The following is a 21,732-nucleotide window of genomic DNA, read 5'->3' as shown; positions in this document are numbered from 1 at the left end:
AAGCGAACGGCCCGCCGATCCGGCGGGCCGTTTCGATTCGCCCACGACGCGGGTCTACTTCACCGACACGATCTTGAACGGCCGCATGACACCGTCATGCTCGGTGATCGACACGTACTCGCCCTCGCGCAGCAGATGCGCGCCGAGCTTGAAGATCGGCTCGTCATCGGCCTCGTCGTCGTCGACGTAGGAGAATACCCAGCGACCGCCGCGCGTATGGACGAGACGGCCATGCTCGTCGTCGGCGTTGCGCCAGAAGCGGCGCACGACGCACTTCTGCTGGTTGGCACGCCAGACATCGGCGTCGAAATGGCCCTTGGGGTCGACCGGCGCCACAAACTCGTAGCCACACTGCGGGTCGCCGTCGGGTGCTTCCGGCGTGCGTGCGAGTTCGAGGCGGAATTTCCTCAGCATACCGGGCTCCTTTCCATTACCGTCCACGGGCGAGGGAGAATGCGAATGAGCGTGACGGACAGCGGCAATCTCAGGATCAACGGCGACAGGCTGTGGGACAGCCTGATGGAAATGGCGAAGATCGGCGGCACCGACAAGGGTGGCGTCTGCCGCATCGCGCTGACCGATCTGGATCGCCAGGGCCGCGACCTGTTCGTGCGGTGGTGCCGCGAGGCCGGCTGCGAGATCCGCGTCGACCAGGTCGGCAACATCTTCGCGCGCCGGCCGGGCCGCGACATGAACCGGCCGCCGATCATGACCGGCAGCCATCTCGACACCCAACCAACGGGCGGCAAGTTCGATGGTTGCTACGGCGTGCTCGCCGGGCTGGAAGTCGTGCGCGCGCTCAACGACGCGGCCTACGAAACCGAGGCGCCGGTCGAGGTCGCGGTGTGGACCAACGAGGAGGGCTGCCGCTTCGCGCCGGCAATGGTGGCGTCCGGCGTGTTCGGCGGCGTCTTCAGCGTCGACTACGCGCTGTCGCGCACCGACCCCGACGGCGTCACCTTCGGCGAAGCGCTGGGGAAGATCGGCTACGATGGCAAGGAGGCGGTGGGCGGCCGGCCGGTCGGTGCGTTCTTCGAGGCGCATATCGAACAGGGCCCGATCCTCGAGCGCGAGAACCGTACCATCGGCGTGGTCACCGCCGCGCAGGGCCAGCGCTGGTACGAGATCAACTGGACCGGCATGGAGAGCCACGCCGGCACGACGCCGATGGAGGGGCGCCGCGACGCGCTGCTCGGGGCCGCGCTGCTGATCGCCGAGGCGCGGCGCATCGGTGCGCGGCCCGACGGCCGCGCCACGGTGGGCGTGATCGAGAGCAAGCCGCAATCGCGCAACACGATTCCCGGTCGTGTGTTCATGACGCTGGATTTCCGTCATCCGGACGATGGCCAGCTCGCCGACATGGACGCGGCGATGCGCGCGGCGGCGGCTCGCATCGCCGCCGAGCACCGCCTCGAGGTGGGCATCGAGCAGATCTGGTACTTCCCGCCCACGCCCTTCGACGCCCGTTGCGTCGAGGCGGTGCGCTCGGCGGCGCAGCGCGCCGGCATGGCACACATGGACATCGTCAGCGGCGCCGGACACGACGCCTGCTACGTCGCCAAGGTCGCGCCCACCGGCATGATCTTCGTGCCGTGCAAGGACGGCATCAGCCACAACGAGATCGAGGACGCGCGCAAGGAGGACATCGCCGCCGGTTGCCAGATCCTGCTGCAGGCGATGGTCGAGCGCGCGAGTTCGTGATGGAAGGGATCGCCCGCCGGCGTGTTCGTGTGGCGCTTGTCGCCTGCAGGGGAGGGTAGCCATGAAGGTCTTGGGTGTGGCGCTCGCGATCGCGACGCTCGTTGGGGCATTGTCTTCGGTCCAGGCGCAGACGGCAGGGCAGGCGCTGCCGTCCGCCGCCAACCCGGTGCGGGAGATCAGCAAGATCACCGGCGAGGTTTATCGCTTCCGCAACAATTTTCACTACTCGATCTTCATCGTCACGCCCGAGGGCATCATTGTCACCGATCCGATCAACAAGGCCGCGGCGGAGTGGCTGAGGGGCGAGCTCAGGACGCGCTTTCCGAACCGGCCGGTGAAGTATCTGGTCTACAGCCACGATCACGCCGACCACATCGCCGGCGGCGAGGTCTTCGCCGATACGGCCGTGGTCGTGGCGCACGCCAATGCGCGCAGCGTGATCGTCGGCGAGAAGCGCCCCACCGCGGTGCCGACCGTGACCTTCACCGACCGGCTCGACATCGACCTCGGCGGCACCAAGCTCGAGTTGCACTATGTCGGGCGCAACCACTCCAACAACTCGATCGTCATGCGCCTGCCGGTCGAGAAGCTGCTCTTCGCCGTCGACTTCATCCCGGTGAACGCCGTGGGCTTCCGCGACTGGCCCGACGCCTATCTCGAGGAGTGGATCGAGTCGCTCAAGCGCGTCGAGGCGCTGGAGTTCGACATCCTGGCACCGGGTCATGGCGCGCTGGGCGACAAGAAGCACGTCACCGCCTTCCGCGGCTACATGGAGGATCTGCGCAACCAGGTCCTGGCCGCGGTGCGCGCTGGCAAGACGCTGGAGGAGACCAAGGCGCTGGTCGACATCTCCAAGTACAAGGATTGGGGCAACTTCCAGCAGATGGGAATGCTCAACGTCGAGGGCATGTACCGCCTGGTGTCCGCCAACCGGCGCCCGAACTGACATGGCGGTGCCGGCGTGGCGGCCGATGCGCGCCGGCGATCTGCCCGATGTCGAGCGCATCAGCGCCATCGTCCATCCGCGCTTTCCCGAGCGCGAGGAGGTGCCGGTCGAACGGCTGCATCTCTTTCCTGACGGTTGCCTGGTCGCGATCGGCGACGGCGCGCCGGTCGGCTACGCCATCGCCCATCCCGGCGTCGTGGGACACCCGCCGGCGCTCGACACGTTGCTGGGCGCGCTGCCCGGCGACGCCGACTGTCTCTATGTCCACGACGTCGCGTTGCTGCCCGAGGCGCGCGGCCTGCGCTACGGCGAGGCCGCCGCCGAGATCCTGGCTGGTGTCGCGCGACGCCATGGCTTCTCGCGCCTGGCCTTGACGGCGGTGAACAACTCCACGGCATTCTGGTCGCGCCAGGGCTTCGCGATCACGTCCATCGCGAAGGGCCTCGCCAGCTACGGCGACGACGCGACCTACATGGTGCGGATGCTCTGACGCCGCGAACGCGGCCTGCTCGGGCAAGATATCCTCCTGTCATCCCGAGCGCAGCGAGGGATCCAGACTGCTTCCCTGGATCGCTCGCTGCGCTCGGGATGACAGGGTGAACGGCACCGAGGATGACCGGAGTCCGACCTGCTCTATATCTCGCGCGCGTCGCGGTGGCGGTAGAGCAGGATCATGAAGCGGCCGGCGAGCCTGGCGAGCGGATGTGCCGGCAGCCTCTCGACTGCGGTCGCCGGCAGGGCGAGTTCCTCGATGCGCGCCGCGCCGGTCGCCCAGCGCGCCAGCTCGGCGCCCATGATGGTGCCCAGCGCCACGCCGCGACCGTTGCAGCCGATCCAGGTGGCGAGACCGGGTGCGAGCTCGTGCAGGCGCGGGAAGTAGTCGCGCGTCATGGCGAGATAGCCGCACCAGACGTAGTCGAACGACACCGAACCAATCTGCGGGAACAGCCGCTCGATGCGTGCGCCGACATGGGCGCGAATGCGCCGATCGAGATCGCCGCGCCAGAACATCGCGCCGCCGGTCACCAGGCGATGGTCGCTGGTGTATCGGCAGAAACGCAGGTCGCCATGGGTGTCGCTGAGCGCCTGGCGGCCGGGAATCACGCTGCGGCGCACATTGTCGGAGAGCGGCCGTGTCGCCATCTGGAAGCTGAACACCGGCACGATCTCGCGCCTGAGCCCCGGCCACAGATCGTCGGTATAGGCATTGGTCGCCAGCACAACGCGCTCTGCGCGCAGCGAGCCCTTCGGCGTATGCAGGCGCCAGCCGCCGTCGGCCAGGCGCTCGATCGACGTCGCCGGCGAGTCGGTGAAGATCTGCGCTCCCTTGCCGATCGCCGCCTTTGCCAGGCCGCGCGCCAGGCCGAGCGGATTTATGTGGCCGCCTGTGGGATTGAGCCAACCGCCATGCCAGGCGTCGCTGCCGGTCAGCTCGGCGATGCGTTCCCTGTCGAGCAACTCCACCGGCGCGCCCAGTTCGCCCCATTCGCGAAACCGCTTGCGGCTGATCTTCTCGAAGCGGCCGGGCGAATGAGCGGGCTGCATCCAGCCGCTCTGCTCGGCGTCGCATTCGATGCCGTGGCGCCGGATCAGGTCGAAGGTGAATTGCGCGGAGTCGCGCACCAGGCCGGCAAACCGGCGGCCGCGCTCGGCGCCATACTTCTGCAACATTGTCGCGGGATCCGGCCGCGACAGGGTCGGAATCACCTGGCCGTTGTTGCGGCCGGAGGCGCCGCTGCCGATCTCGCCGGCCTCGACGATGGCACAAGTTCGGCCAGATTCAACGACATGCAGGGCCGTCGACAGCCCGCTGAAGCCGCCGCCGACCACCGCGACATCGACCCCTAGGTCACCCTCCAGGCGGCCCGTGGCAGGCGCAGGCGCCGCCGAGGCAGACCAGAAACTTGCGGACAGTTGCGTCGAAATCATAGGTTCGTCAGGTTCCTGTCGGGGAGTGGCGGTAGCAAGGCGATGAACCTGACAACAGCCATCACGGGCGCGAAGCAGGGCATGCCACGGGGCGGACCCCTGAGCCGCGCTACGATGCGCCAGACGGAGCATCCCATGCGCCTCCTTATCGTGGAAGACCAGGCGGAACTGGCCGATCTCGTACGCTCCAACCTGGCGCGCGAAGGCTTCGCCGTCGATGTCGCCGGCACGGTCGACGAGGCGCGTGCCGCCGTCGCCGCCGTGCGCTACGACGTGGTACTGCTCGACCTGGCGCTGCCTGACGGCGACGGGATGGACCTGCTGCGCGACTGGCGCCGTGCCAACGATTCGACGCCGGTGATCGTCACCACCGCGCGCGACGCGCTCGACGAGCGGGTCGCCGGACTCAACGTCGGCGCCGACGACTACATCGGCAAGCCGTACGCCATGGCCGAGCTGCTGGCCCGGCTGCGCGCCATCATGCGGCGGCCCAACGGCGCCTTGGGCATGCGCCTGCGCGCCGGCAACCTCGAGTTCGACGCTACGACCAGCGCCGTCGCCGTCGAAGGCTCGGCGGTCACCCTGCCGCGTCGCGAGCTCACCCTGCTCGAGCTGCTGATGCGCCGCGTCGGCCAGGTCGTCACCCGCCGTTCGATCGAGAACGGGCTGTACGGTTTCGACGACGAGGTCGATTCCAACGCCATGGAGGCCAGCGTCTCGCGCCTGCGCAAGCGCCTGGTCGGCGCCGGCGCCAGCGTCGCCATCCATACGATCCGCGGCGTGGGCTACATGCTCACGGCCGAGAAGCCGGTCGAGACGGTGTGACGGCACCATCCGCTCAGGAGAAGGCTTGAACGCGACGCGGACGATCTCGATCAGCAAGCGACTGCTCAGGAACTTCCTGTTGCTCGCGGGACTGTCGGTCGTCGGCCTCACGGTGCTCTATGTCTATTGGCTGTGGGACGCGCGCGACGTCTTCGCGGACGACGAGCTGGGCGACATCGCCACCATCGCCGTGCGCGATGCGCGTCGGTTGGCCGATGGCACCGTCGAGCTCAAGCACAGCGATCGCACGATACGCGAACTCGACGACGTGGACGGATTGCGGATCTTCGTGATGGATCCGCGGACCGGCCGCACGGTGAAGGACTCGCCGGTCGGCACGGGCGCTTTGCTGCCGATTGCCCCCTCGACCGCCTGGCGCCTGCCCTACATGGTCGTCGACGCGCCGCCAGGCGCGGCGATCGGCAGGCGCTACCAGCTCGCGCTGGTAACGCGCGACGTGCGGGGCGTCGGCCCGCTGCGGGTGGCGGTGATGCGCCCCGAGCCCCGACACGACGATATCGGCCACTGGATTCTCACCTCGGTGTTCCCCGAGGTGCTGCCGGTGATCGCACCGATCTTCGTGATCATCATGGCGATTGCGCTGTGGACCGTGCGCAGCGCGCTGCGGCCGGTGACGCGCGCCGCCGACCAGGCCAACCTGATCGACGCCTCAAGGCCCGAGACGCGGCTGGAGACCGCCGTGCCGGCCGAGATCCGCCCGCTGGTCGATGCCGTCAACAAGGCCTTCGATCGCCTGGCACTGGGTTTCGCCGAGCAGCGCCGCTTCACCGCCAACGCCGCCCATGAGCTGCGCACGCCGCTGGCGGTGCTGCGGGCGCGGCTTGACGCCCTGGAAGACCGCGGCATGGCCGACGCCATCCGCGCCGATGTCGAGCGCATGAGCCGAATCATCGACCAGCTGCTGGCGGTGTCACGGCTCGATTCGCGCCTGCCGATCACCAAGGACCCGGTCGATCTCGCGGAGGTCGCCAGCGACGTGGTGGCGCGTCTGGCGCCCCTGGCCGTTGCCGCGGGCAAGCAGCTTTCGCTGCAGGCGCCCGACAGGCCGGTGCGCGTGGTCGGCAACGCCGAGATGCTGGCCGCCGCGGCGCGCAACCTGGTCGAGAACGCGCTGCGCTACACGCCGCGCGGCCAGTCGGTGAACGTCGTCATCGAAGGCGAGGCCGACAACGTGCGGCTGGAGGTGCACGACGCCGGGCCGGGCGTGACCGCCGACACCCAGCAGCACATCTTCGAGCGCTTCTGGCGCGGCCATGATCGCGGCGGCGGCGCCGGCCTGGGGCTGGCGATCGTGCACGAGGTCGCGGTCCAGCACGGCGGCAGGGTCGAGGTCGCGCGCAGCGCCATGGGCGGCGCGCTCTTCCGTCTCACCCTGCCGCCGATGGACGTGCAGGCGGCAGCGTAGGACCTACGCCAGGCTCAGCGCCGCCAGCGGCACCTTCTCGCGCTTGCCCGACGCGTCGGCCGGCGTCAGCCGCTCGCTGCGCAATCCGGCGGGCAATGTGAGTCGATCGAGCAGCGCCTGCGAGACCACGACATCGCGGCCGGCGTCGCGGGCCGCGTCGAGCAGACGGGAGGCGGTGTTGAGCGTGTCGCCGACATAGGCGATCTCACGCCGCTGCTGGCCGATCTCGCCGGCGGCGACGGTGCCGACATGCAGCGCGGCGCGGAATGTGGGCACAAGGCCGAAGCGGCTGCGATACCACGCGCCGCGTTGCTCGATGGCTCGTGCGACGGCGAAGACGCAGAGCGCCGCGCGGCTGTCTTTCAGGCCCAGCGAGACCGGCCACGACAGGATGGCCTCGTCGCCGACGTATTTATGGATCTCCGCGTCGTAGTCGTACGCGGCATTGCCGATATCGGCGAAGAAGGCGTTGAGCAGCGCGTGGAAGTCGAGATCGCCCAGGCGCTCGGCGACGCTGGTCGAGCTGGTCATGTCGATGACGGCGAAGACCAGCTCCTCGCGGCGCGGCTGGAAATAGCGTCCGGCGAGCAGGCGTCCCAGCGTGCCGAAGCCGACGAGCATGCCGACCTCGATCACGAGGTTGCTGCCCAGCGCCATCAGCGTGGCGAAGAACAGGATCTCGCGAAAGTTCTCGTCGAAGCCGGCCGATTGCGGCACCAGCCCGGCGAACAGCTTTCGGGCGACGAAGATCGAGACGACGATGACGATGAGATAGACGGCGACCTTCAGCGCGAAGAACCAGCCGAAGGGCAGGCGCCGCAGCCGCGACAGCGCGCCGAAGCGTCGTCCCTTTATCTCGAAGGCGATCAGAGGCACGGACGCCAGCAGCGCGTTGACGATGCCCTGGAGGCCGGAGAACACGGCCGGGTGGCCCTCCGCGGCGCGCACATAGCCGAAGATGAAGCTGGCCGCCGCCACGCTGGCGCAGATCGCGGCGATCATGCGCGTCTCGGCGACGCGCCGGCCGGCACCGCCCTTGGCGAGGATCTCGCGCGCGTTCACGCCGCGCGCCTGAGCGCCGTCGCCAGTGCCTCGCGGAAGGTCTCGGCGTCGACGTTGCCGCCCGAGCACACGACGCAGACCGCGCGGCCGCGCACCGGCAGGCGGCCCGTCAGCACCGCGGCCAAGCCGACGGCGCCGCCCGGCTCGACCACCAGCTTGAACTCGCGGAAAGCCAGCTCCATCGCCTCGCACACCTCCTCGTCGCTGGCCACAAGGCTGCCCGACAGCAGGCGCCGGGCGATCGCAAAGGTGATCCGGCCCGGCTCCGGCGCCAGCAGCGCGTCGCAGAACGAGCCCACGAGCCTGTCGTTGCGCCTGATCTGGCCGGCGGCGAGCGAGCGGGCGAGATCGTCGAAGCCGGCCGGCTCGCCGGCATAGCATTCGCTCGTCGGGCTGAGATGCTTCACCGCGGTGGCGACGCCGCTCGACAGGCCGCCGCCGCTGCATGGCGCGATGATGGCGTCGAGCGTCACGCCGAGCTCACGCGCCTGCTCGACCGCCTCGATGCCGGCGGTCCCTTGGCCGGCGATGATCCAGGGATGGTCGTAGGGCGGGATCGGCGTGCGGCCCTCGCGCGTCGCGAGATCGCGCGCGATTGCCTCGCGGTCGTCCCTGATGCGGTCGTAGCTGACGATCGTGGCGCCGCTCGCCCTGGTGTTGGCGACCTTGATCGCCGGCGCGTCGCTCGGCATCACGATGGTCGCCGGCGTGCCCAGGATGCGTGCCGCCTCGGCGACGCCCTGGGCGTGATTGCCCGACGACCAGGCGACGACGCCGGCCTGGCGCTGCTGCTGCGACAGCTGGGCGATGAAATTGTAGGCGCCGCGGAACTTGAACGAGCCGGTGCGCTGAAGCGGCTCGGCCTTGATCAGCAGTCGGCCGCCCAGCCGGTCGTTGACGCGGGGGTTCTCCAGCAGCGGCGTGCGGATCGCGGCGCCGGCGAGGCGGCGCGCGGCGGCTTCGACATCGGCATAGACGGGCGAGGGATGATCCATGGTCGAACTCGAAGAGCAGGGGAGCGACCACCATAGCAGCGCGGCGCTTGACCGTGCCACGCCGGGCCGGTGTGATCGTCGGCAATGGGCATGGAGGGATCATGATGCGGAGCTTGCTGGAGGCCGGACTCGACGAGACGCGTGTGCGGGCCTGGATGGCGGCGCGGCCCGGGGCGGCGGCCGGCTATGCCGAGGACGTTGCGCATTTCGGCCAGTTCTGGCGGCTGGAGCGCGAGCTGCGCGCCATGCTGCCGCTCAAGCCGCAACGCACGCCGGCGCAGCAGCAGGCCGCTGCCGCCTTGCTCGAGGCCGCGCGCGAGAGCCGGCGGCTGTTCACCGCGGCGCACGTCCTGGAAGTCTACAACCGGCTCACCGACCACATGCGCAAGTTCGTGCGTGTCGAGCGGCTGATCTACGAGGCGGCGGTGCTGGTGCCGGGCCTGTGTCCGACCGAGACGGAGGTCGACGCCGAGCGCGCCGGCAAGCAGGGCGACAAGGACGGCATCGAGATCGACCAGGGCATCCTGTGCAATGCCGTGCTGGCGCGCGTCGACACCGGCACGCATCTGTGCCACGCCATGCTGCTGCCGCTCGCGGACTCTCTGGAGCGATTCGCCGCCTACGATCGCGACGGCAGGGCCGATCTCGACTTCGCCACCGTCGAGCGGCGCGGCCAGGCCTCGTACGTGACCTTGCGCAACCCGCGCTACCTCAACGCCGAGGACGCCGCGACCATGGCGCCGATGGAGATCGCCGTTGATCTGGCGCTGCTCGATCCGCAGACGCAGGTCTGCGTGCTGCGCGGCGACTATGTCGAGCATCCCAAGTACGCGGGCCGCCGCATCTTCAATGCCGGCATCAACCTCACCCATCTCTACTACGGCAAGATCGACTACATCTGGTACCTGTGGCGCGATCTCGGCTGGGTCAACAAGGCGATGCGCGGCCTGGCGCGCGCCGACGTCAATCCCGACGAGGCCAGCGGTGACACGAAGGAGAAGGTCTGGATCAGCCAGGTCGACACCTTCGCGATCGGCGGCGGCTGCCAGGTGCTGCTGGTCTGCGACTACAACATCGCCGGCGCCGACTCCTACATGACCTTGCCGGCGCGCAAGGAAGGCATCATTCCCGGCATGGCCAATCTGCGCCTGCCGCGCTTCGTCGGCGATCGCATCGCGCGCCAGGCGATCATGTACGAGAAGCGGCTGGACTGCGACAGCCCGGAAGGCCGGATGATCATCGACAGGCTGGCGCCGTCGCAGGACATCGAGGTGGCGGTCGAGGAGGCGGTGCAGGGGCTCACCAGCTCCGGCATGGTGAGCGCGCGCAGCAACCGCGTTGCCTTCCGCGTCGGCCTCGAGCCGCTCGACACCTTCCGGCGCTACGCCGCCGTCTATGCCCGCGAGCAGGCGCTCTGCCATTTCAGCCCGGCGCTGATCGCCAACCTCGAGCGCCACTGGAACGCGCAGAACCGCAGGGTCTAGGGCAGGACCAGCGTCGGCAGCTCGGCCAGCGAGCGCAATTCGCCGGCCGGAGTGCCGGGCAGGCCTTCCGGCGCGGCGCCGGCGCGGTTCACCCACAGGGTGCGGAAGCCGAAGCTCGCCGCGCCGTGAGCGTCCCAGCCGTTCGACGACAGGAAGCACACGTCCGCGGCGGCGACGGCGAAATGCTCCGTGACCAGGCGATAGACCCGCGGATCGGGCTTGAACACCTTCACGGCATCGACGCTCAGCAGCGCGTTGAAGCAGTCGGCGAGACCCGTGTTGCGCACCACGGCTTCGAGCATCTCCGGGTTGCCGTTGGAGAGGATCGCGAGCGGCATCTCGGCGGCGCGCAGCGCATCGAGCGTCGAGCGTATCTCGGGGAAGGGATCGAGGACGAGATAGGCCTGCAGCAGCTTCTCGTGCAGGGCGCCCTCGCGCGGCAGGTCGCAGGCCTGCAGGCAGTGGGACAGCGCCTCGCCGGTGACCTGCCAGAACGGCGCGTACTTTCCCATCAGGCTGCGTACCCAGGTGTAGCCGATCTGCTTCTCGCGCCACATCTGCGCCAGGCGATCGGCCTGCGGGCCGATCTCGCCGCGATGACGCGCCACCGCCGAGTTGAAATCGAACAGCGTGCCGTAGGCGTCGAAGACGCAGACCTTGATGTTCTTCATCGCCTTGGCGCCGCCACCGCCCGGAAGGGACCGTTGAGCCGATCGCGATAGACCACCACCGCCTCCATCACGCGCTGCACATAGTTGCGCGTCTCGCGGAACGGGATCAGCTCGATCCAGTCGACCATGTCGATGGCGCCGTTGCGTGGATCGCCGATGCTCTCGAGCCAGCGCGCCGTGCGATTGGGTCCGGCGTTGTAGGCCGACAGCGCCAGCTCGTAGGAGCCGCCGAATCTCTCCAGCATGTCGGCGAGATACTGCGCGCCGAGCGACACGTTGTAGGCGGGATCGCTGGTCAGGCGGGCGACATCGAAGGGCTGCCTGGTCTTGGCTGCCATGGCGCGCGCCGTGCCAGGCATCAGCTGCATCAGTCCCAGCGCCCCGGCCGAGGACGACACGCCGGTCTGGAAGCCGCTCTCCTGCCGCGTCAGGCCCAGCACCAGCGCGCGTTCGATCGAGCCGGCATTGCCCAGATCGACCACCGGATAGGCTGCCTCGTATAGCGCCACGCCGCTTTCGACCGCGCGGCGCGAGATCGACACGGCGACGTCGGGCCGGCCCGCTTCGATGGCGAAGGCCGCGCTCAGCGCCAGCTCGCCGGCGCTCTGGGCGATGCGCCCGACGCGCAGCAGGAAGGGACGCGCGCGCTCGTCCTCGCCGACCTGCGCCAGCCAGCGCGCGAGCGTGACGATCTCGCGCTTCTCGATGCCGTCGCGCTCGGCCGGCGTGGCCTCGGGATCGCTCGGCATCAGGGGGGCGCGATTGGGCAGCCGCTTGGCCGCCAGCTGGCCGTAATAGGTCTGGCCATGCTGCGCCGCGCGCTCGTAGGCGCCGGCGGCCTCGAGCGGGCGCTTCTTCGCCTCGTGCGCGCGACCCAGCCAGTAAGCGGCCCGGCTCTTGGAGATCGGCGTCGAGACGCCGTCGTCGAGCGTCTTGAAGTGCCTGAGCGCGTCGTCGGGCCGCTTCAGCCAGCGCAGCGCGATCCAGCCGGCGAGGAACTCGGCCTCGGCGAAGCCCGCGCCGCGCTTGAGGCCATGGCCGACGGCGAGCTTGTAGGCCTCCGCGGCGCGGCCGGCCTGCAGCGACTCGCGCACATGATATTGGCGCTCGACCCACCAATCCTCGTCCTGCTGCACCGAGGGATTGAGGGTCAGCAGCAATTGCCGCGCGCCGGCCTGATCGTTGGTCCGGCGCAGCCAGCGCAGGCGCTCGAACATCAGACGGTGGTCGACCTGGCGGTCGGCGGGCACGACGCGCAGCATGGCCGTCACCTCGGGCGCACGCGTGGCCATCGCCAGGCGGGCCTCGGCGACCGCCATGTCGGGCGGCGACAGGCGCGGCAGCAGCTCGCGCGCCACCTTGTCGCGGCCCTCGCGCATCAGCCGGTCGAAGCGCGCGAAATGGTCCGATGGCCGCAGATGCGCGCCATAGTGGGCCAGGAATGCGGCCTCGTCCTGCTGGCGGAAGGTGGCGTTGTGCCAGCTCTCGCGCGCCACGTTGGCGATTTCCTTCGGCGCCGCGGCCTCGATGGCTTCGATGCGCCGCATGTGGCCAGCGCTGGTCAGCGGCGGGAAATCCTTGAAGAACGCCACGATCTCGGCCGGCGGCGTGTCGCCGTCGAGCCGGTCCTCGGCCTGGCGGCGGATCGGCGCATCGTCGGGCCAGTCCGGGTTGGCGCGCAGGAAGGCGGCGGCCGCGGCGAAGCCGTCGGTGCTGCGCGGATGGCGCAGGATCGCCCATTCGACGTACTTCACGATCAGCGCGTTGCCCATCGCGCGCGCGTGCTCGCGCGCGTCGGTCAGCCGCGTCTCGTCGAGCGCTTTGAGGATCGCGGCGAAGCCGGCGGCGGTCTCCGCCGGCAACGGCCGCGCCTGACCCACCAGCTGCGCCACGGCGTCGGCGTTGCGCGGCGCCATCGTCGTCGTGGGTCCGGCAGGCTTTAGCGGACCGCCGGGAATCGCTCCGCCCTGCGGCGGCTCGCCCGCAGCAGGCTGGGTGGTGATGACGCGGGGTCCGCCAGGCGGCACCGCGCCGGGTGCCTGCGGGCTTGCGCCGCCGTCGCGCTGGGGGGCGCCACGGTAGACCGTGACGCCGCCATCGTTCTGCGCGTGCGCCGGCAAAGCCAGCAGGCTGGCCGCAATCAGCACACGCGCGTTCAGTCGTGCATTCATCGAATGGCCCGAGCCGGAGGGGAAGGTCGGGATACCCGCAGAACCTAGCGGTCGACGGCCCCCTCGGCAATCTTGGGGATCATATCGCTTCGCTGCCGGCCTTGCCTTGCCGCGATGTGGCACGGGGGTTAAGGTCGGCAAAAGCCCGGAGGGAAGCCCATGTTCAGCGGTTCGCTTGTCGCGCTCATCACCCCGTTCAAGGGCGGCAAGGTCGATGAGAAAGGCTTCGAGAACTTCGTCAAATGGCAGATCGAGGAGGGCACGGACGGCCTGGTGCCGTGCGGCACCACCGGCGAGTCGCCGACGCTCGACTACGACGAGCACAAGCGGGTGATCGACATCTGCGTGCAGACGGCCAAGGGCACCGGCGTGCCGGTCATCGCCGGCACCGGCTCGAACTCCACGGCCGAGGCGATCGAGCTCACCCGACATGCCAAGAAGGTCGGCGCCGAGGCCGCCATGCTGGTCGTGCCGTACTACAACAAGCCGACCCAGGAGGGGCTGTACCAGCACTTCAAGACGGTGGCCGAGGCGGTCGACATCCCGATCGTCCTCTACAACGTGCCACCGCGCACCGGCGGCGACATGCAGGTCGACACGGTGATCCGCCTGTCCAAGGTCAAGGGCATCGTCGGCATCAAGGACGCCAGCTACGACATGGCGCGCCCGACGCTCACCCGCATCAAGACCGGCAAGGAATTCTGCCAGCTCTCGGGCGAGGACGCGAGCGCGCTGGGCTTCCTGGTGCAGAGCGGCGACGGCTGTATCTCGGTGACCGCCAACGTGGCGCCGCGCCTGCTCGGGCAGATGCACGACGCCTGGAAGGCGCGCGAGATCGAGAAGGCGATCGAGATCAACGAGCGGCTGATGCCGCTGCACAAGGCGCTGTTCGTCGAGACCAGCCCGGCGCCGGTGAAGTACGGCGCCGAGCTGCTGGGCAAGTGCTCGGCCGAGCTGCGCCTGCCGCTGGTGGAATGCGGCGAGAACACCAAGAAACAGGTGCGTGACGCCATGGTGTTCGCCGGCCTGCTGAACTAGATATCACCCTTACCTTCCCCCGGAGGGGGAAGGTGCCCGAAGGGCGGATGGGGGATGCCGAAGACGGACTCCTGCGTTCGTGTTCGGCATCCCCCATCCGTCAGCGCTTCGCGCTGCCACCTTCCCCCTCCGGGGGAAGGTAGAGATATGTGAAGTCATGGCACGCCCCGCCCGTCCCGAAGACCGCATGGCCGCGCAGAACCGCAAGGCCCTGCACAACTACTTCATCGAGGAGCGCCTCGAGGCCGGCATCCAGCTCACCGGCACCGAGGTCAAGTCGCTGCGCGGCGGTCGCAGCCAGATCGTTGAGTCCTATGCGGCTGTGCAGAAGGGCGACCTCTACCTGGTCAACGCCTACATCCCCGAGTACTTGCAAGGCAATCGCAACAACCACGAGCCGCGCCGGCCACGCCGCCTGCTGCTGCATCGCCGGCAGATCAGCCGGCTGATCGGTGCCATCCAGCGCGAGGGTTACACGGTGGTGCCGCTGTCGGTGTACTTCAACGCGCGCGGCCTGGCGAAGGTCGAGCTCGGCCTGGCCAAGGGCAAGAAGGAGCACGACAAGCGCGCCACCGCGGCCAAGCGCGACTGGCAGCGTCAGAAGCAGCGGCTCCTGAGGGCGCGATGATTCTTACCGAGACCCAGAGCCTGATCCGCGACACGGCGCGGCAATTCGCGCAGGAGCGCATCGCACCCTTCGCGCGGCAATGGGAGGCCGAGGGCGCCATTCCGCGCGACGTGCTGAGCGAGATGGGCCGCCTGGGCTTCATGGGCATGACCGTGCCGGAGCGCTGGGGCGGCGCCGGTGCCGACACCGTGTCCTACGTGCTGGCGCTGGAGGAGATCGCCGCCGCCGACGGCGCCGTCTCGACGGTCATGAGCGTCAACAACTCGCCGGACTGCGCGGCGCTGATGGGCTACGCCAGCGACGCGCAGAAGGAACGCTGGCTGAAGCCGCTGGCGAAGGGCGAGATGCTGGGCGCCTTCTGCCTCACCGAGCCGCAGGCGGGCTCCGACGCTTCGAACCTGCGGACAAAGGCGATACGGCGCGGCGACCATTACGTGCTCGACGGCGTGAAGCAGTTCATCACCTCGGGCCGCACTGCCGACATGGCGCTGGTTTTTGCCGTCACCGATGCCGCGGCCAACAAGCGCGGCATCTCCTGCTTCATCGTGCCGACCAAGACCAAGGGCTACCGCGTCGCGTCGGTGGAGAAGAAGCTGGGGCAGCGCGCGTCGGATACCTGCCAGATCGCCTTCGAAGGCTGCGAGGTCCCGGCCGGGAACCTGCTGGGCGACGAGGGCGAGGGCTATCGCATCGCGCTGGCCAATCTGGAAGCCGGCCGCCTGGGCATCGCCGCGCAATCCGTCGGCATGGCGCGCGCCGCCTTCGAGGCGGCACGCGCCTATGCCGGCGAGCGACGCGCCTTCGGCACTGCCATCGTCAACCACCAGGCGGTGCAGTTTCGGCTCGCCGACATGGCGACGCAGATCGCCGCGGCGCGCCAGCTGCTGCACCACGCCGCCGCCCTGCGCGACGCCGGCGTGCCCTGCCTTACCGAAGCCGCAATGGCCAAGCTCTTCGCCTCGGAAATGGCGGAGACGGTGTGCTCGGCGGCGATCCAGGTCCATGGCGGCTACGGCTACGTCCAGGACTACATCGTCGAGAAGATCTGGCGCGACGTGCGTGTGGCGCAGATCTACGAAGGTACCAGCGACGTCCAGCGGCTGCTGATCGGTCGCGCGCTGCCTTCCATCTGAGTGTCTCCTGGAGCGCCGGCGTTCCGCCGACGCTCCAGGGCTGCGACTTGGCGGTCCTTGTGACGCGCCGCCGCGTGCTATAGTCACGCCTCATCCCATGCGGCTTGTCTCGCTCCTCATTCTTGCTTCGCTCTCGCTGTCGGCGCAGCCCGCCTCGGCGCAGCAATCGTCGGGCGAGCCGCAGCGGTTGCGCATGCGGATGCAGACCGCCTTCGACCCGGGGCTCTCGGTGCTGGGCGAGGGCGCGCGGCACTTCGTCGACTCGGTCAAGGCGTCGTCCAACGGCGCGCTGAGCTTCAAGATCGTCGAGGCCGGCGGTCGCGTGCCCAGCGCCAAGCTCCTCGAGGCGGTGGTCGACGGCGAGCTCGACGCGGCATTCACCTGGACCGGCCATGCCGCGGCCAAGGTCCCGGCGCTCAATCTCTTCGCTTCGGTGCCCTTCGGACCCAGTGCGGAGGAGTATATCGGCTGGATGTTCGACGGCGGCGGCGAGGCGCTGCACCGCGAGCTCTACGGGCGGCTTGGCGTGCACGCCATGATGTGTGGTGTCATGGGGCCGGAGGCGGGCGGCTGGTTCCGCAACGAGATCACCGCCGTTGCCGACCTCAAGGGGTTGCGCCTGCGCTTCACCGGCCTCGCCGCCGAGGTGCTGGAGCGCTTCGGCGCTGATATCGTCGGCGTGCCGACGGGCGAGGTCTATCACAAGCTGCAGTCGGGCAAGCTCGACGGTGCGGAATTCTCGATGCCCTCGGTCGACCGCGCGCTGGGCCTCGAGAAGCTCGGCATGCTCTACTACTTCCCCGGCTGGCATCAGCCGGCCTCGCTGATCGACTTCTACATGCGCAAGGACAGATGGGGCGCGCTGGGTCGCGAACAGCGCGCGCAGATCGAGCTGGCCTGCCGGTCGACGGTGCTGTTCACCATGGCGCGCGCGCCGGCCGAGCAGGCCAAGGCACTGGCCTATTTCCGCAAGCAGGGCATCTCGCTGCGCTTCTGGGCGCCCTCGACCCTGGAATCGTTCCGCGAAACCTCAGCCGACGTCATGCGCGAGCACGCCGAGAGGGACACCGATTTCCGCCGCGTCTGGGAGCACATGCGCCAGTACCTCGACGGCCCGCGCGCCTGGCAGCGCCTGTCGCGGCCATAGGCTGCGGGACTGCATTCCACCGGTACCGATTTCATCGTCTTCGCCGCCGCCACTGTGCGGGTCGGACCGATGGGGCCCGGGTCTGCGGGGCAGGTCCAGCCGACGCGGGAACAGCTCGCCGCCGACGGTCTGGGCCATGGTTCGAAGGAGCGTCTCCATCGCGGAATCGAGGATCGCACGCGGTCTGGAGCCGCTCATCGCGTTCACTGATCAGGCGGTCGCGCACCATGCTGAGTCGCACGCCTGACAGCTTGCGCAGGCCGGCCAAACGGCCGACTATCGCCCCCTGTACGCCACGTCCGCCGCGTCTGGATGCGCGGGCGCAGGCTCTTGGCCATCGGGGGTCGCGACGCGTCCCGGGTCATTGCCGAGACGGTACGCGCCAACCCTGAACTCGGGTGAAGGGAGGAACGCGATGTTCGTGTCCGACATCCTCGCACACAAGGGGGACCGCGTGATCTCGGTCGCGCCCGACGACAGCCTTGCGGCCGCCGTCGCCACGCTGGCGGCGCGCCGCATCGGCGCCGTGCTTGTGCTCGACGCCGGTGAAGCGATCGTCGGCATCCTGTCAGAGCGCGACGTGCTGCACGCCATGGCGCGCGATGGCGCGATGGCGCTCAGCCGCAAGGTTTCCGAGGTAATGACCGGAACGGTCGTCACATGCGACCCCGACGCCTCGATCGAGCTCGTCATGGAGATCATGACCGAGCGGCGGTTCCGCCACCTGCCGGTGCTTCGTCAGGGCCGGTTGTGCGGCATGATCTCGATCGGCGACGTCGTGCGGCTGCGGCTCGAGGAGCAGCGTCGCGAGGCCGACGCGCTGCGCGAATACATTACTGCCGCCTGAGGCGAGCGGGCGGGCTCGGACGCGGGGCGTGCCATCGCTGGACGGCGCGTCTGCGCGGGTGCGTTGTGGCGCTTGCGTGCTGTGAACAATACATATTTCGCTCAGTCGTTTGTGCAATTCGGCTCCCCAATGTCATCGTGTGAAGGCTGATTCCGGTGAGAATCGAGGCAGAATCCCAGTGGACATTGACGATGATTCGTTGATATTTTTCAGTCCGTTACAGATAAAATGTCACTGCATGTGATAATTTCTCGTTAGTTCGTTATATTGATGTTAATTCTTCGCAAGGCGTGATAATATATTAACTAGGCTGGATAGAAGGGGTGGGCTGGCGTCTGTCCCTCAGTGTGTTCGGGGATGCTGAAGATCAACCTTCTTGGCGGCTGCCGCCTCCTCGCGTCAGACGGTACCGATGTGACGCCTCGTGCGCGCAAGACGCGCGGCATGGTGGCGTTCCTGGCGCTTGCGCCGGGCGGCTCGGCGACGCGCGAAAAGCTCGCGGGATTGCTGTGGAGCGATCGCCAGGAGGAGCAGGCGCGCGGCAGCCTGCGCCAGAGCGTGACCGAGCTGCGGGCCGCCTTCCGTGGCCGTGACGAGGAGGCGCTGCAGGTCGACCGCGACGCCCTGCATATCCGTCTCGACAAGGTCTGGATCGACGCGCGCGAGCTCGAGCGTCTGGCCGTCGGCACGCCCGAGGATCGCCGCCAGGTGATTGCGCTCTATGGCGGCGACCTGCTGGCCGATATCGGTTCGATCGGCGGGCCATTCGACGACTGGTTGTATTCGGAACGTGCCTTCCGGCGCGATACGGCGCTCAACGCCATGGCCTCGCTGCTGCGCGAGCGGCTTGGCGCCGGCGACGTGTCGGACGCCGAGTCGGTCGCCCGGGCGGTGCTGACCATTGATCCCGCGCATGAGGAAGCGCATCGCGCGGTGATGGAATCGTATGCGCGCCGCGGCGACAAGTCCTCGGCGCTGCGCCAGTTCCAGATCGCCACCGAAACGCTCAAGCGCGTGCTCGACGCCAAGCCGGGGCCGGCGACGGTCACGCTCTATGAGCGCATCAAGGGCGACCGGCTGACCGGCGAAAGCGGTGGACCGGCGGCGTCCGGCGCGGATGATCTGCTGCAGGACGACGCGCACGCCGTGCAATTGTCGGTTGCCGTGCTGCCGTTCCGCAACATCGGCGGCGATCCGACCCAGGACTACCTTGGCGACGGCCTCGCCGACGAGATCGTCGATGGTCTGTCGCGCTTCCGCTGGCTGTCGGTGATCGCCTCGGGCTCGACCGGGATGTACCGCGGCATCGACGCCGACCCGCGCGATGTCGGCCGGCGCCTGAACGTGCGCTACGCCGTCGAGGGCGCGGTGCGGCGCAGCGCCGAGCGCGTGCGCATCGCGGTGCGCCTGGTCGATTGCGACGACGGCCGTACGGTCTGGTCGGACATGCGCGTGGCGTCCTTCGCCGAGGTCTTCGAGCTCGAGAACGAGATCGTGCGGGAAATCGTCGGTCAGCTCGACCCCAAGTTGCTGCAGGCCGAGATCGATCGCGCGCGCCGTCGGCCACCGGAGAATCGCAACGCCTACGACAACGTGCTGCGCGCCGTGCCGCTGCTGTACCAGGCGAACGGCGAATCGTTCCGCATGGCCGGCGAGTTCCTGCGCCGCGCCCTGGTGCTCGATCCGGAGTATGCCCGCGCGCATGCCTGGATGGCCTTCATGCACGTCTTCGAGATCGGCGAGGGCTGGGCCAAGGACAAGCAGGCGGCGATCGAAGGGGCCGAGCGTCACGCCCGTCTCGCGGTCGAGTGCGACCCCGATGATGCGATGGCGTTGTCTTTCGCCGGGCATGTCGAGGTCTTCGTCCACCGCAACTATGAGGCGGCCGAGCGGCTGCACAACCGCTCCCTGGCGATCAACCCGAATTTCGGCTGGGGCTGGGCCTTCGCCGCCTTGCTCTGCAGCTATCGCGGGCGCCCGGAGGAGGCCTTCGAGCGCCTGGAGCGCTATCGCCGCCTCTGCCCGTTCGACCCCTTTGTGTATTTCTGGGAGACGGTCAACGTCATCTCCCTGGCGGTTGCCCGGCGCTACGAGGACGTCGTCACCGCGGCGCAACCGATCCTGGTGGATCGGCCGAATTTCGCCGCCGTTCTGCAGCCGCTGATTGTTGCCTTGGGCCATTTGGGCCGTCCGGAGGAGGCCAAACCCTATGTCGAGCGGCTGCGGGCGCAGCAGCACCAGTTGACCATTGCCGCCTATCGCAAGAACTACCCGCTCGAGCGTGAGGAAGACCTGATTCACTACCTCGAAGGGCTGCGAAGGGCCGGGATACCCGAAGAATGACGCATTGACGATGCTTTGACGCAACTAGCGCCCTGATTTGACGATGAAAACACAACGTTGAACGAGGATGGGTCTGGGCGAAGAGGTCCCATGCGCCGGGGGGTGTGTGGACGAGCCTTCTTCAGGCACCAGCACTGATGAGGAGAGTCCGATGATCGCTGTGATGATGGGCGGCATGTCGCCGCTGTTTATCGAGGAAGTGGAAGTCGAGCTGGGTGGCATGTCGCCCCTGTTCGGCGAGGCCGTCGAGGTCGAGATGGGTGGCATGTCGCCGCTCTTCGTCCAGATGGGTGGCATGTCGCCGCTCTTCGTGGAGACCGTCGAGGTCGAGATGGGCGGCATGTCGCCGCTTTTCATCTGATACATCTGGTAGTGTGAAGCGCAGCTGAAGTACCGCTACTGGTAGGAGCGGTGCGGCGCTGGAAGCTCCACACGACCGAATGGTAGGGTTAGGGCGAGGGCAGCCTTCGGGCTGACTCGCCTTTTCTCTTTTTGGGGCGCTGCATAGAGGTGGGGTGATGGCGACCGACAAGCCGGCGATTCCCGAGAAGCTGATGACCTTCTATCGCTTCATTCCCACGGCCCGGAAGCCGATCCGCGCCGACGCCTCCGCCGGGGGAACCATTCCGACGCGCTCCTTCCGTTACTGCGAACCGATCCGCACGGCGTCATCCTTCGGCTGGTACTTCTTCCCGCCAATGGATTTCGGCCTGCTCTGGGACGGCGCAGACGTGCTCTGGAGCCATGCCGGCCAGCCCGAGTGGAAGCCTCTGTCGCGCCAGCATTTCCCCAATTTTGCCAAGCACTTCGATGAGAAGGCGCCGGCCGACTGCAAGGGCTACGCGGTGCCCTTCCTGGGCGCGATGCCCGAACCCGGCATCGTCAACATCTGGAGCGGCTGGGTGGGCCGCTCGGCACCGGGCTGGAACACGCTGATTCGCCCCGTGGCCAACCTGCCGCAGCCTGGTGGCTGGGAGAACTACGAGGGCGTGGTCGAGACAGACCGTTGGTTTGGCCCGCTTTTCGTCAACATCCGGCTGCGCCGCACCGGCGTGCCGATCCTCGTGAAGCGCGAATTGCCGCTATTCCAGGCCCAGCCGCTGCCACGCTGGCTGTTCTCCGACAAGCTGCTGAGCGCCTTCGACACCGTCGGCAGCCTCGACGATCTGACCGACGCCGACTGGCAGGACTACCGCGACACGGTGGTGATTCCGCAGAGCAAGGTGAACCGCAAGCTCGGCGAGTATGCCAAGCGCACCCGAAAACGCGGAAAAAGCGACGGAGAATCAGGCACCGGTCAGCCTGAGGAGTGAACGACTCGGGTTCTCCACAGGTCTCTCGAGGATATCCACACACGCGGGGATTTTGGAAAGGTTCATTCTGAAC

20 protein-coding genes are annotated in these 21,732 nt (G+C 68.4%); 14 read left to right on the top strand and 6 right to left on the bottom strand.

Features of this window, described 5'->3' with window-relative positions; genetic code table 11:
- Positions 1-54: 54 nt before the first annotated feature.
- Positions 55-414 (bottom strand): hypothetical protein, encoded by a 360-nt coding sequence (locus KF889_13300; protein ID MBX3500419.1) that lies wholly within the window; start codon positions 412-414, stop codon positions 55-57.
- 45 nt (positions 415-459) lie between these two features.
- Between KF889_13300 and KF889_13295 the strand changes: the two genes are divergently transcribed.
- The 3 genes from KF889_13295 (at position 460) to KF889_13285 (ending at position 3,137) form a co-directional block, all read left to right on the top strand.
- On the top strand, positions 460-1,701 hold the full coding sequence (locus KF889_13295; GenBank protein ID MBX3500418.1) for a Zn-dependent hydrolase: 1,242 nt from the start codon (positions 460-462) through the stop codon (positions 1,699-1,701).
- 61 nt (positions 1,702-1,762) lie between these two features.
- Entirely contained in the window at positions 1,763-2,647 is an 885-nt protein-coding gene (locus KF889_13290; GenBank protein MBX3500417.1) for an MBL fold metallo-hydrolase, read from the top strand.
- A 1-nt stretch (position 2,648) separates the two neighbouring features.
- The gene (locus tag KF889_13285; protein MBX3500416.1) at positions 2,649-3,137 is read left to right on the top strand and encodes a GNAT family N-acetyltransferase; all 489 of its coding nucleotides are present in this window, start codon (positions 2,649-2,651) and stop codon (positions 3,135-3,137) included.
- 143 nt (positions 3,138-3,280) lie between these two features.
- Here the strand turns inward: KF889_13285 and KF889_13280 are convergent, their stop codons facing one another.
- Positions 3,281-4,576: an FAD-binding oxidoreductase gene (locus KF889_13280; GenBank protein ID MBX3500415.1), complete on the bottom strand. Its 1,296-nt coding sequence runs from the start codon at positions 4,574-4,576 to the stop codon at positions 3,281-3,283.
- 135 nt (positions 4,577-4,711) lie between these two features.
- Between KF889_13280 and KF889_13275 the strand changes: the two genes are divergently transcribed.
- Both KF889_13275 and KF889_13270 read left to right on the top strand, forming a co-directional pair.
- Positions 4,712-5,401, top strand: coding sequence for a response regulator (locus tag KF889_13275; protein MBX3500414.1), 690 nt, complete (start codon positions 4,712-4,714; stop codon positions 5,399-5,401).
- A 25-nt stretch (positions 5,402-5,426) separates the two neighbouring features.
- Positions 5,427-6,827, top strand: a complete 1,401-nt coding sequence (locus KF889_13270; GenBank protein MBX3500413.1) for a HAMP domain-containing histidine kinase — start codon at positions 5,427-5,429, stop codon at positions 6,825-6,827.
- Positions 6,828-6,830: 3 nt separating this feature from the next.
- On the opposite strand, the gene KF889_13265 is transcribed toward KF889_13270, so the two are convergent.
- Together KF889_13265 and KF889_13260 are read right to left on the bottom strand one after the other, a co-directional pair.
- A complete protein-coding gene (locus tag KF889_13265; GenBank protein MBX3500412.1) occupies positions 6,831-7,889 on the bottom strand; it encodes a hypothetical protein in 1,059 nt (352 codons plus the stop codon).
- Positions 7,886-8,884, bottom strand: a complete 999-nt coding sequence (locus KF889_13260; GenBank protein ID MBX3500411.1) for a threonine/serine dehydratase — start codon at positions 8,882-8,884, stop codon at positions 7,886-7,888. The genes KF889_13265 and KF889_13260 overlap by 4 nt, the downstream gene beginning before the upstream one ends.
- A gap of 104 nt (positions 8,885-8,988) precedes the next feature.
- Here KF889_13260 and KF889_13255 point away from each other — a divergent pair, with 104 nt between their 5' ends.
- A complete protein-coding gene (locus KF889_13255; GenBank protein MBX3500410.1) occupies positions 8,989-10,368 on the top strand; it encodes an enoyl-CoA hydratase/isomerase family protein in 1,380 nt (459 codons plus the stop codon).
- On the opposite strand, the gene KF889_13250 is transcribed toward KF889_13255, so the two are convergent.
- Positions 10,365-11,039: a haloacid dehalogenase type II gene (locus tag KF889_13250; GenBank protein ID MBX3500409.1), complete on the bottom strand. Its 675-nt coding sequence runs from the start codon at positions 11,037-11,039 to the stop codon at positions 10,365-10,367. The genes KF889_13255 and KF889_13250 overlap by 4 nt on opposite strands.
- A complete protein-coding gene (locus KF889_13245; protein MBX3500408.1) occupies positions 11,036-13,210 on the bottom strand; it encodes a transglycosylase SLT domain-containing protein in 2,175 nt (724 codons plus the stop codon). Before KF889_13245 ends, KF889_13250 begins: the two co-directional genes overlap by 4 nt.
- Positions 13,211-13,369: 159 nt before the next feature.
- On the opposite strand from KF889_13245, the gene dapA reads away from it, so the two are divergent.
- The 8 genes from dapA to KF889_13205 all read left to right on the top strand — a co-directional run bounded on the left by dapA (position 13,370) and on the right by KF889_13205 (position 21,659).
- Positions 13,370-14,248, top strand: coding sequence for a 4-hydroxy-tetrahydrodipicolinate synthase (dapA, locus tag KF889_13240; protein ID MBX3500407.1), 879 nt, complete (start codon positions 13,370-13,372; stop codon positions 14,246-14,248).
- A gap of 157 nt (positions 14,249-14,405) precedes the next feature.
- Positions 14,406-14,876: an SsrA-binding protein SmpB gene (smpB, locus tag KF889_13235; protein ID MBX3500406.1), complete on the top strand. Its 471-nt coding sequence runs from the start codon at positions 14,406-14,408 to the stop codon at positions 14,874-14,876.
- Positions 14,873-16,009 carry an acyl-CoA dehydrogenase family protein gene (locus KF889_13230; GenBank protein ID MBX3500405.1) on the top strand — a complete coding sequence of 379 codons (1,137 nt, stop codon included), beginning with the start codon at positions 14,873-14,875 and terminating at the stop codon, positions 16,007-16,009. Before smpB ends, KF889_13230 begins: the two co-directional genes overlap by 4 nt.
- A 193-nt stretch (positions 16,010-16,202) precedes the next feature.
- Complete coding sequence (locus KF889_13225; protein ID MBX3500404.1) at positions 16,203-17,156, top strand: TRAP transporter substrate-binding protein; 954 nt, start codon at positions 16,203-16,205, stop codon at positions 17,154-17,156.
- A 415-nt stretch (positions 17,157-17,571) separates the two neighbouring features.
- Entirely contained in the window at positions 17,572-18,003 is a 432-nt protein-coding gene (locus KF889_13220; GenBank protein ID MBX3500403.1) for a CBS domain-containing protein, read from the top strand.
- A 444-nt stretch (positions 18,004-18,447) separates the two neighbouring features.
- Positions 18,448-20,346, top strand: a complete 1,899-nt coding sequence (locus KF889_13215; GenBank protein ID MBX3500402.1) for a hypothetical protein — start codon at positions 18,448-18,450, stop codon at positions 20,344-20,346.
- A gap of 151 nt (positions 20,347-20,497) precedes the next feature.
- Positions 20,498-20,707 (top strand): hypothetical protein, encoded by a 210-nt coding sequence (locus KF889_13210; GenBank protein ID MBX3500401.1) that lies wholly within the window; start codon positions 20,498-20,500, stop codon positions 20,705-20,707.
- Between the two features lie 157 nt (positions 20,708-20,864).
- Entirely contained in the window at positions 20,865-21,659 is a 795-nt protein-coding gene (locus KF889_13205) for a hypothetical protein (protein ID MBX3500400.1), read from the top strand.
- Positions 21,660-21,732: the final 73 nt, after the last annotated feature.

This window comes from Alphaproteobacteria bacterium, from assembly GCA_019635875.1.
Lineage (GTDB): Bacteria > Pseudomonadota > Alphaproteobacteria > Reyranellales > Reyranellaceae > JAFAZJ01.
Note: the sequence above shows the minus strand (reverse complement) of the source record. Positions and strands in the feature narration are given on the sequence as shown.

What these genes read in the sequence shown, in the direction of transcription:
- KF889_13225 (MBX3500404.1), top strand. Translation starts at nt 16,203, where the DNA reads ATGCGGATGCAGACCGCCTTCGACCCGGGGCTCTCGGTGCTGGGCGAG.
- KF889_13205 (MBX3500400.1), top strand. Translation starts at nt 20,865, where the DNA reads ATGGCGACCGACAAGCCGGCGATTCCCGAGAAGCTGATGACCTTCTAT.
- KF889_13290 (MBX3500417.1), top strand. Translation starts at nt 1,763, where the DNA reads ATGAAGGTCTTGGGTGTGGCGCTCGCGATCGCGACGCTCGTTGGGGCA.
- KF889_13260 (MBX3500411.1), bottom strand. Translation starts at nt 8,884, where the DNA reads ATGGATCATCCCTCGCCCGTCTATGCCGATGTCGAAGCCGCCGCGCGC.
- KF889_13295 (MBX3500418.1), top strand. Translation starts at nt 460, where the DNA reads ATGAGCGTGACGGACAGCGGCAATCTCAGGATCAACGGCGACAGGCTG.
- KF889_13255 (MBX3500410.1), top strand. Translation starts at nt 8,989, where the DNA reads ATGCGGAGCTTGCTGGAGGCCGGACTCGACGAGACGCGTGTGCGGGCC.
- KF889_13250 (MBX3500409.1), bottom strand. Translation starts at nt 11,039, where the DNA reads ATGAAGAACATCAAGGTCTGCGTCTTCGACGCCTACGGCACGCTGTTC.
- KF889_13220 (MBX3500403.1), top strand. Translation starts at nt 17,572, where the DNA reads ATGTTCGTGTCCGACATCCTCGCACACAAGGGGGACCGCGTGATCTCG.
- KF889_13300 (MBX3500419.1), bottom strand. Translation starts at nt 414, where the DNA reads ATGCTGAGGAAATTCCGCCTCGAACTCGCACGCACGCCGGAAGCACCC.
- dapA (MBX3500407.1), top strand. Translation starts at nt 13,370, where the DNA reads ATGTTCAGCGGTTCGCTTGTCGCGCTCATCACCCCGTTCAAGGGCGGC.
- smpB (MBX3500406.1), top strand. Translation starts at nt 14,406, where the DNA reads ATGGCACGCCCCGCCCGTCCCGAAGACCGCATGGCCGCGCAGAACCGC.
- KF889_13280 (MBX3500415.1), bottom strand. Translation starts at nt 4,576, where the DNA reads ATGATTTCGACGCAACTGTCCGCAAGTTTCTGGTCTGCCTCGGCGGCG.
- KF889_13215 (MBX3500402.1), top strand. Translation starts at nt 18,448, where the DNA reads ATGGTGGCGTTCCTGGCGCTTGCGCCGGGCGGCTCGGCGACGCGCGAA.
- KF889_13230 (MBX3500405.1), top strand. Translation starts at nt 14,873, where the DNA reads ATGATTCTTACCGAGACCCAGAGCCTGATCCGCGACACGGCGCGGCAA.
- KF889_13245 (MBX3500408.1), bottom strand. Translation starts at nt 13,210, where the DNA reads ATGAATGCACGACTGAACGCGCGTGTGCTGATTGCGGCCAGCCTGCTG.
- KF889_13210 (MBX3500401.1), top strand. Translation starts at nt 20,498, where the DNA reads ATGATCGCTGTGATGATGGGCGGCATGTCGCCGCTGTTTATCGAGGAA.
- KF889_13275 (MBX3500414.1), top strand. Translation starts at nt 4,712, where the DNA reads ATGCGCCTCCTTATCGTGGAAGACCAGGCGGAACTGGCCGATCTCGTA.
- KF889_13285 (MBX3500416.1), top strand. Translation starts at nt 2,649, where the DNA reads ATGGCGGTGCCGGCGTGGCGGCCGATGCGCGCCGGCGATCTGCCCGAT.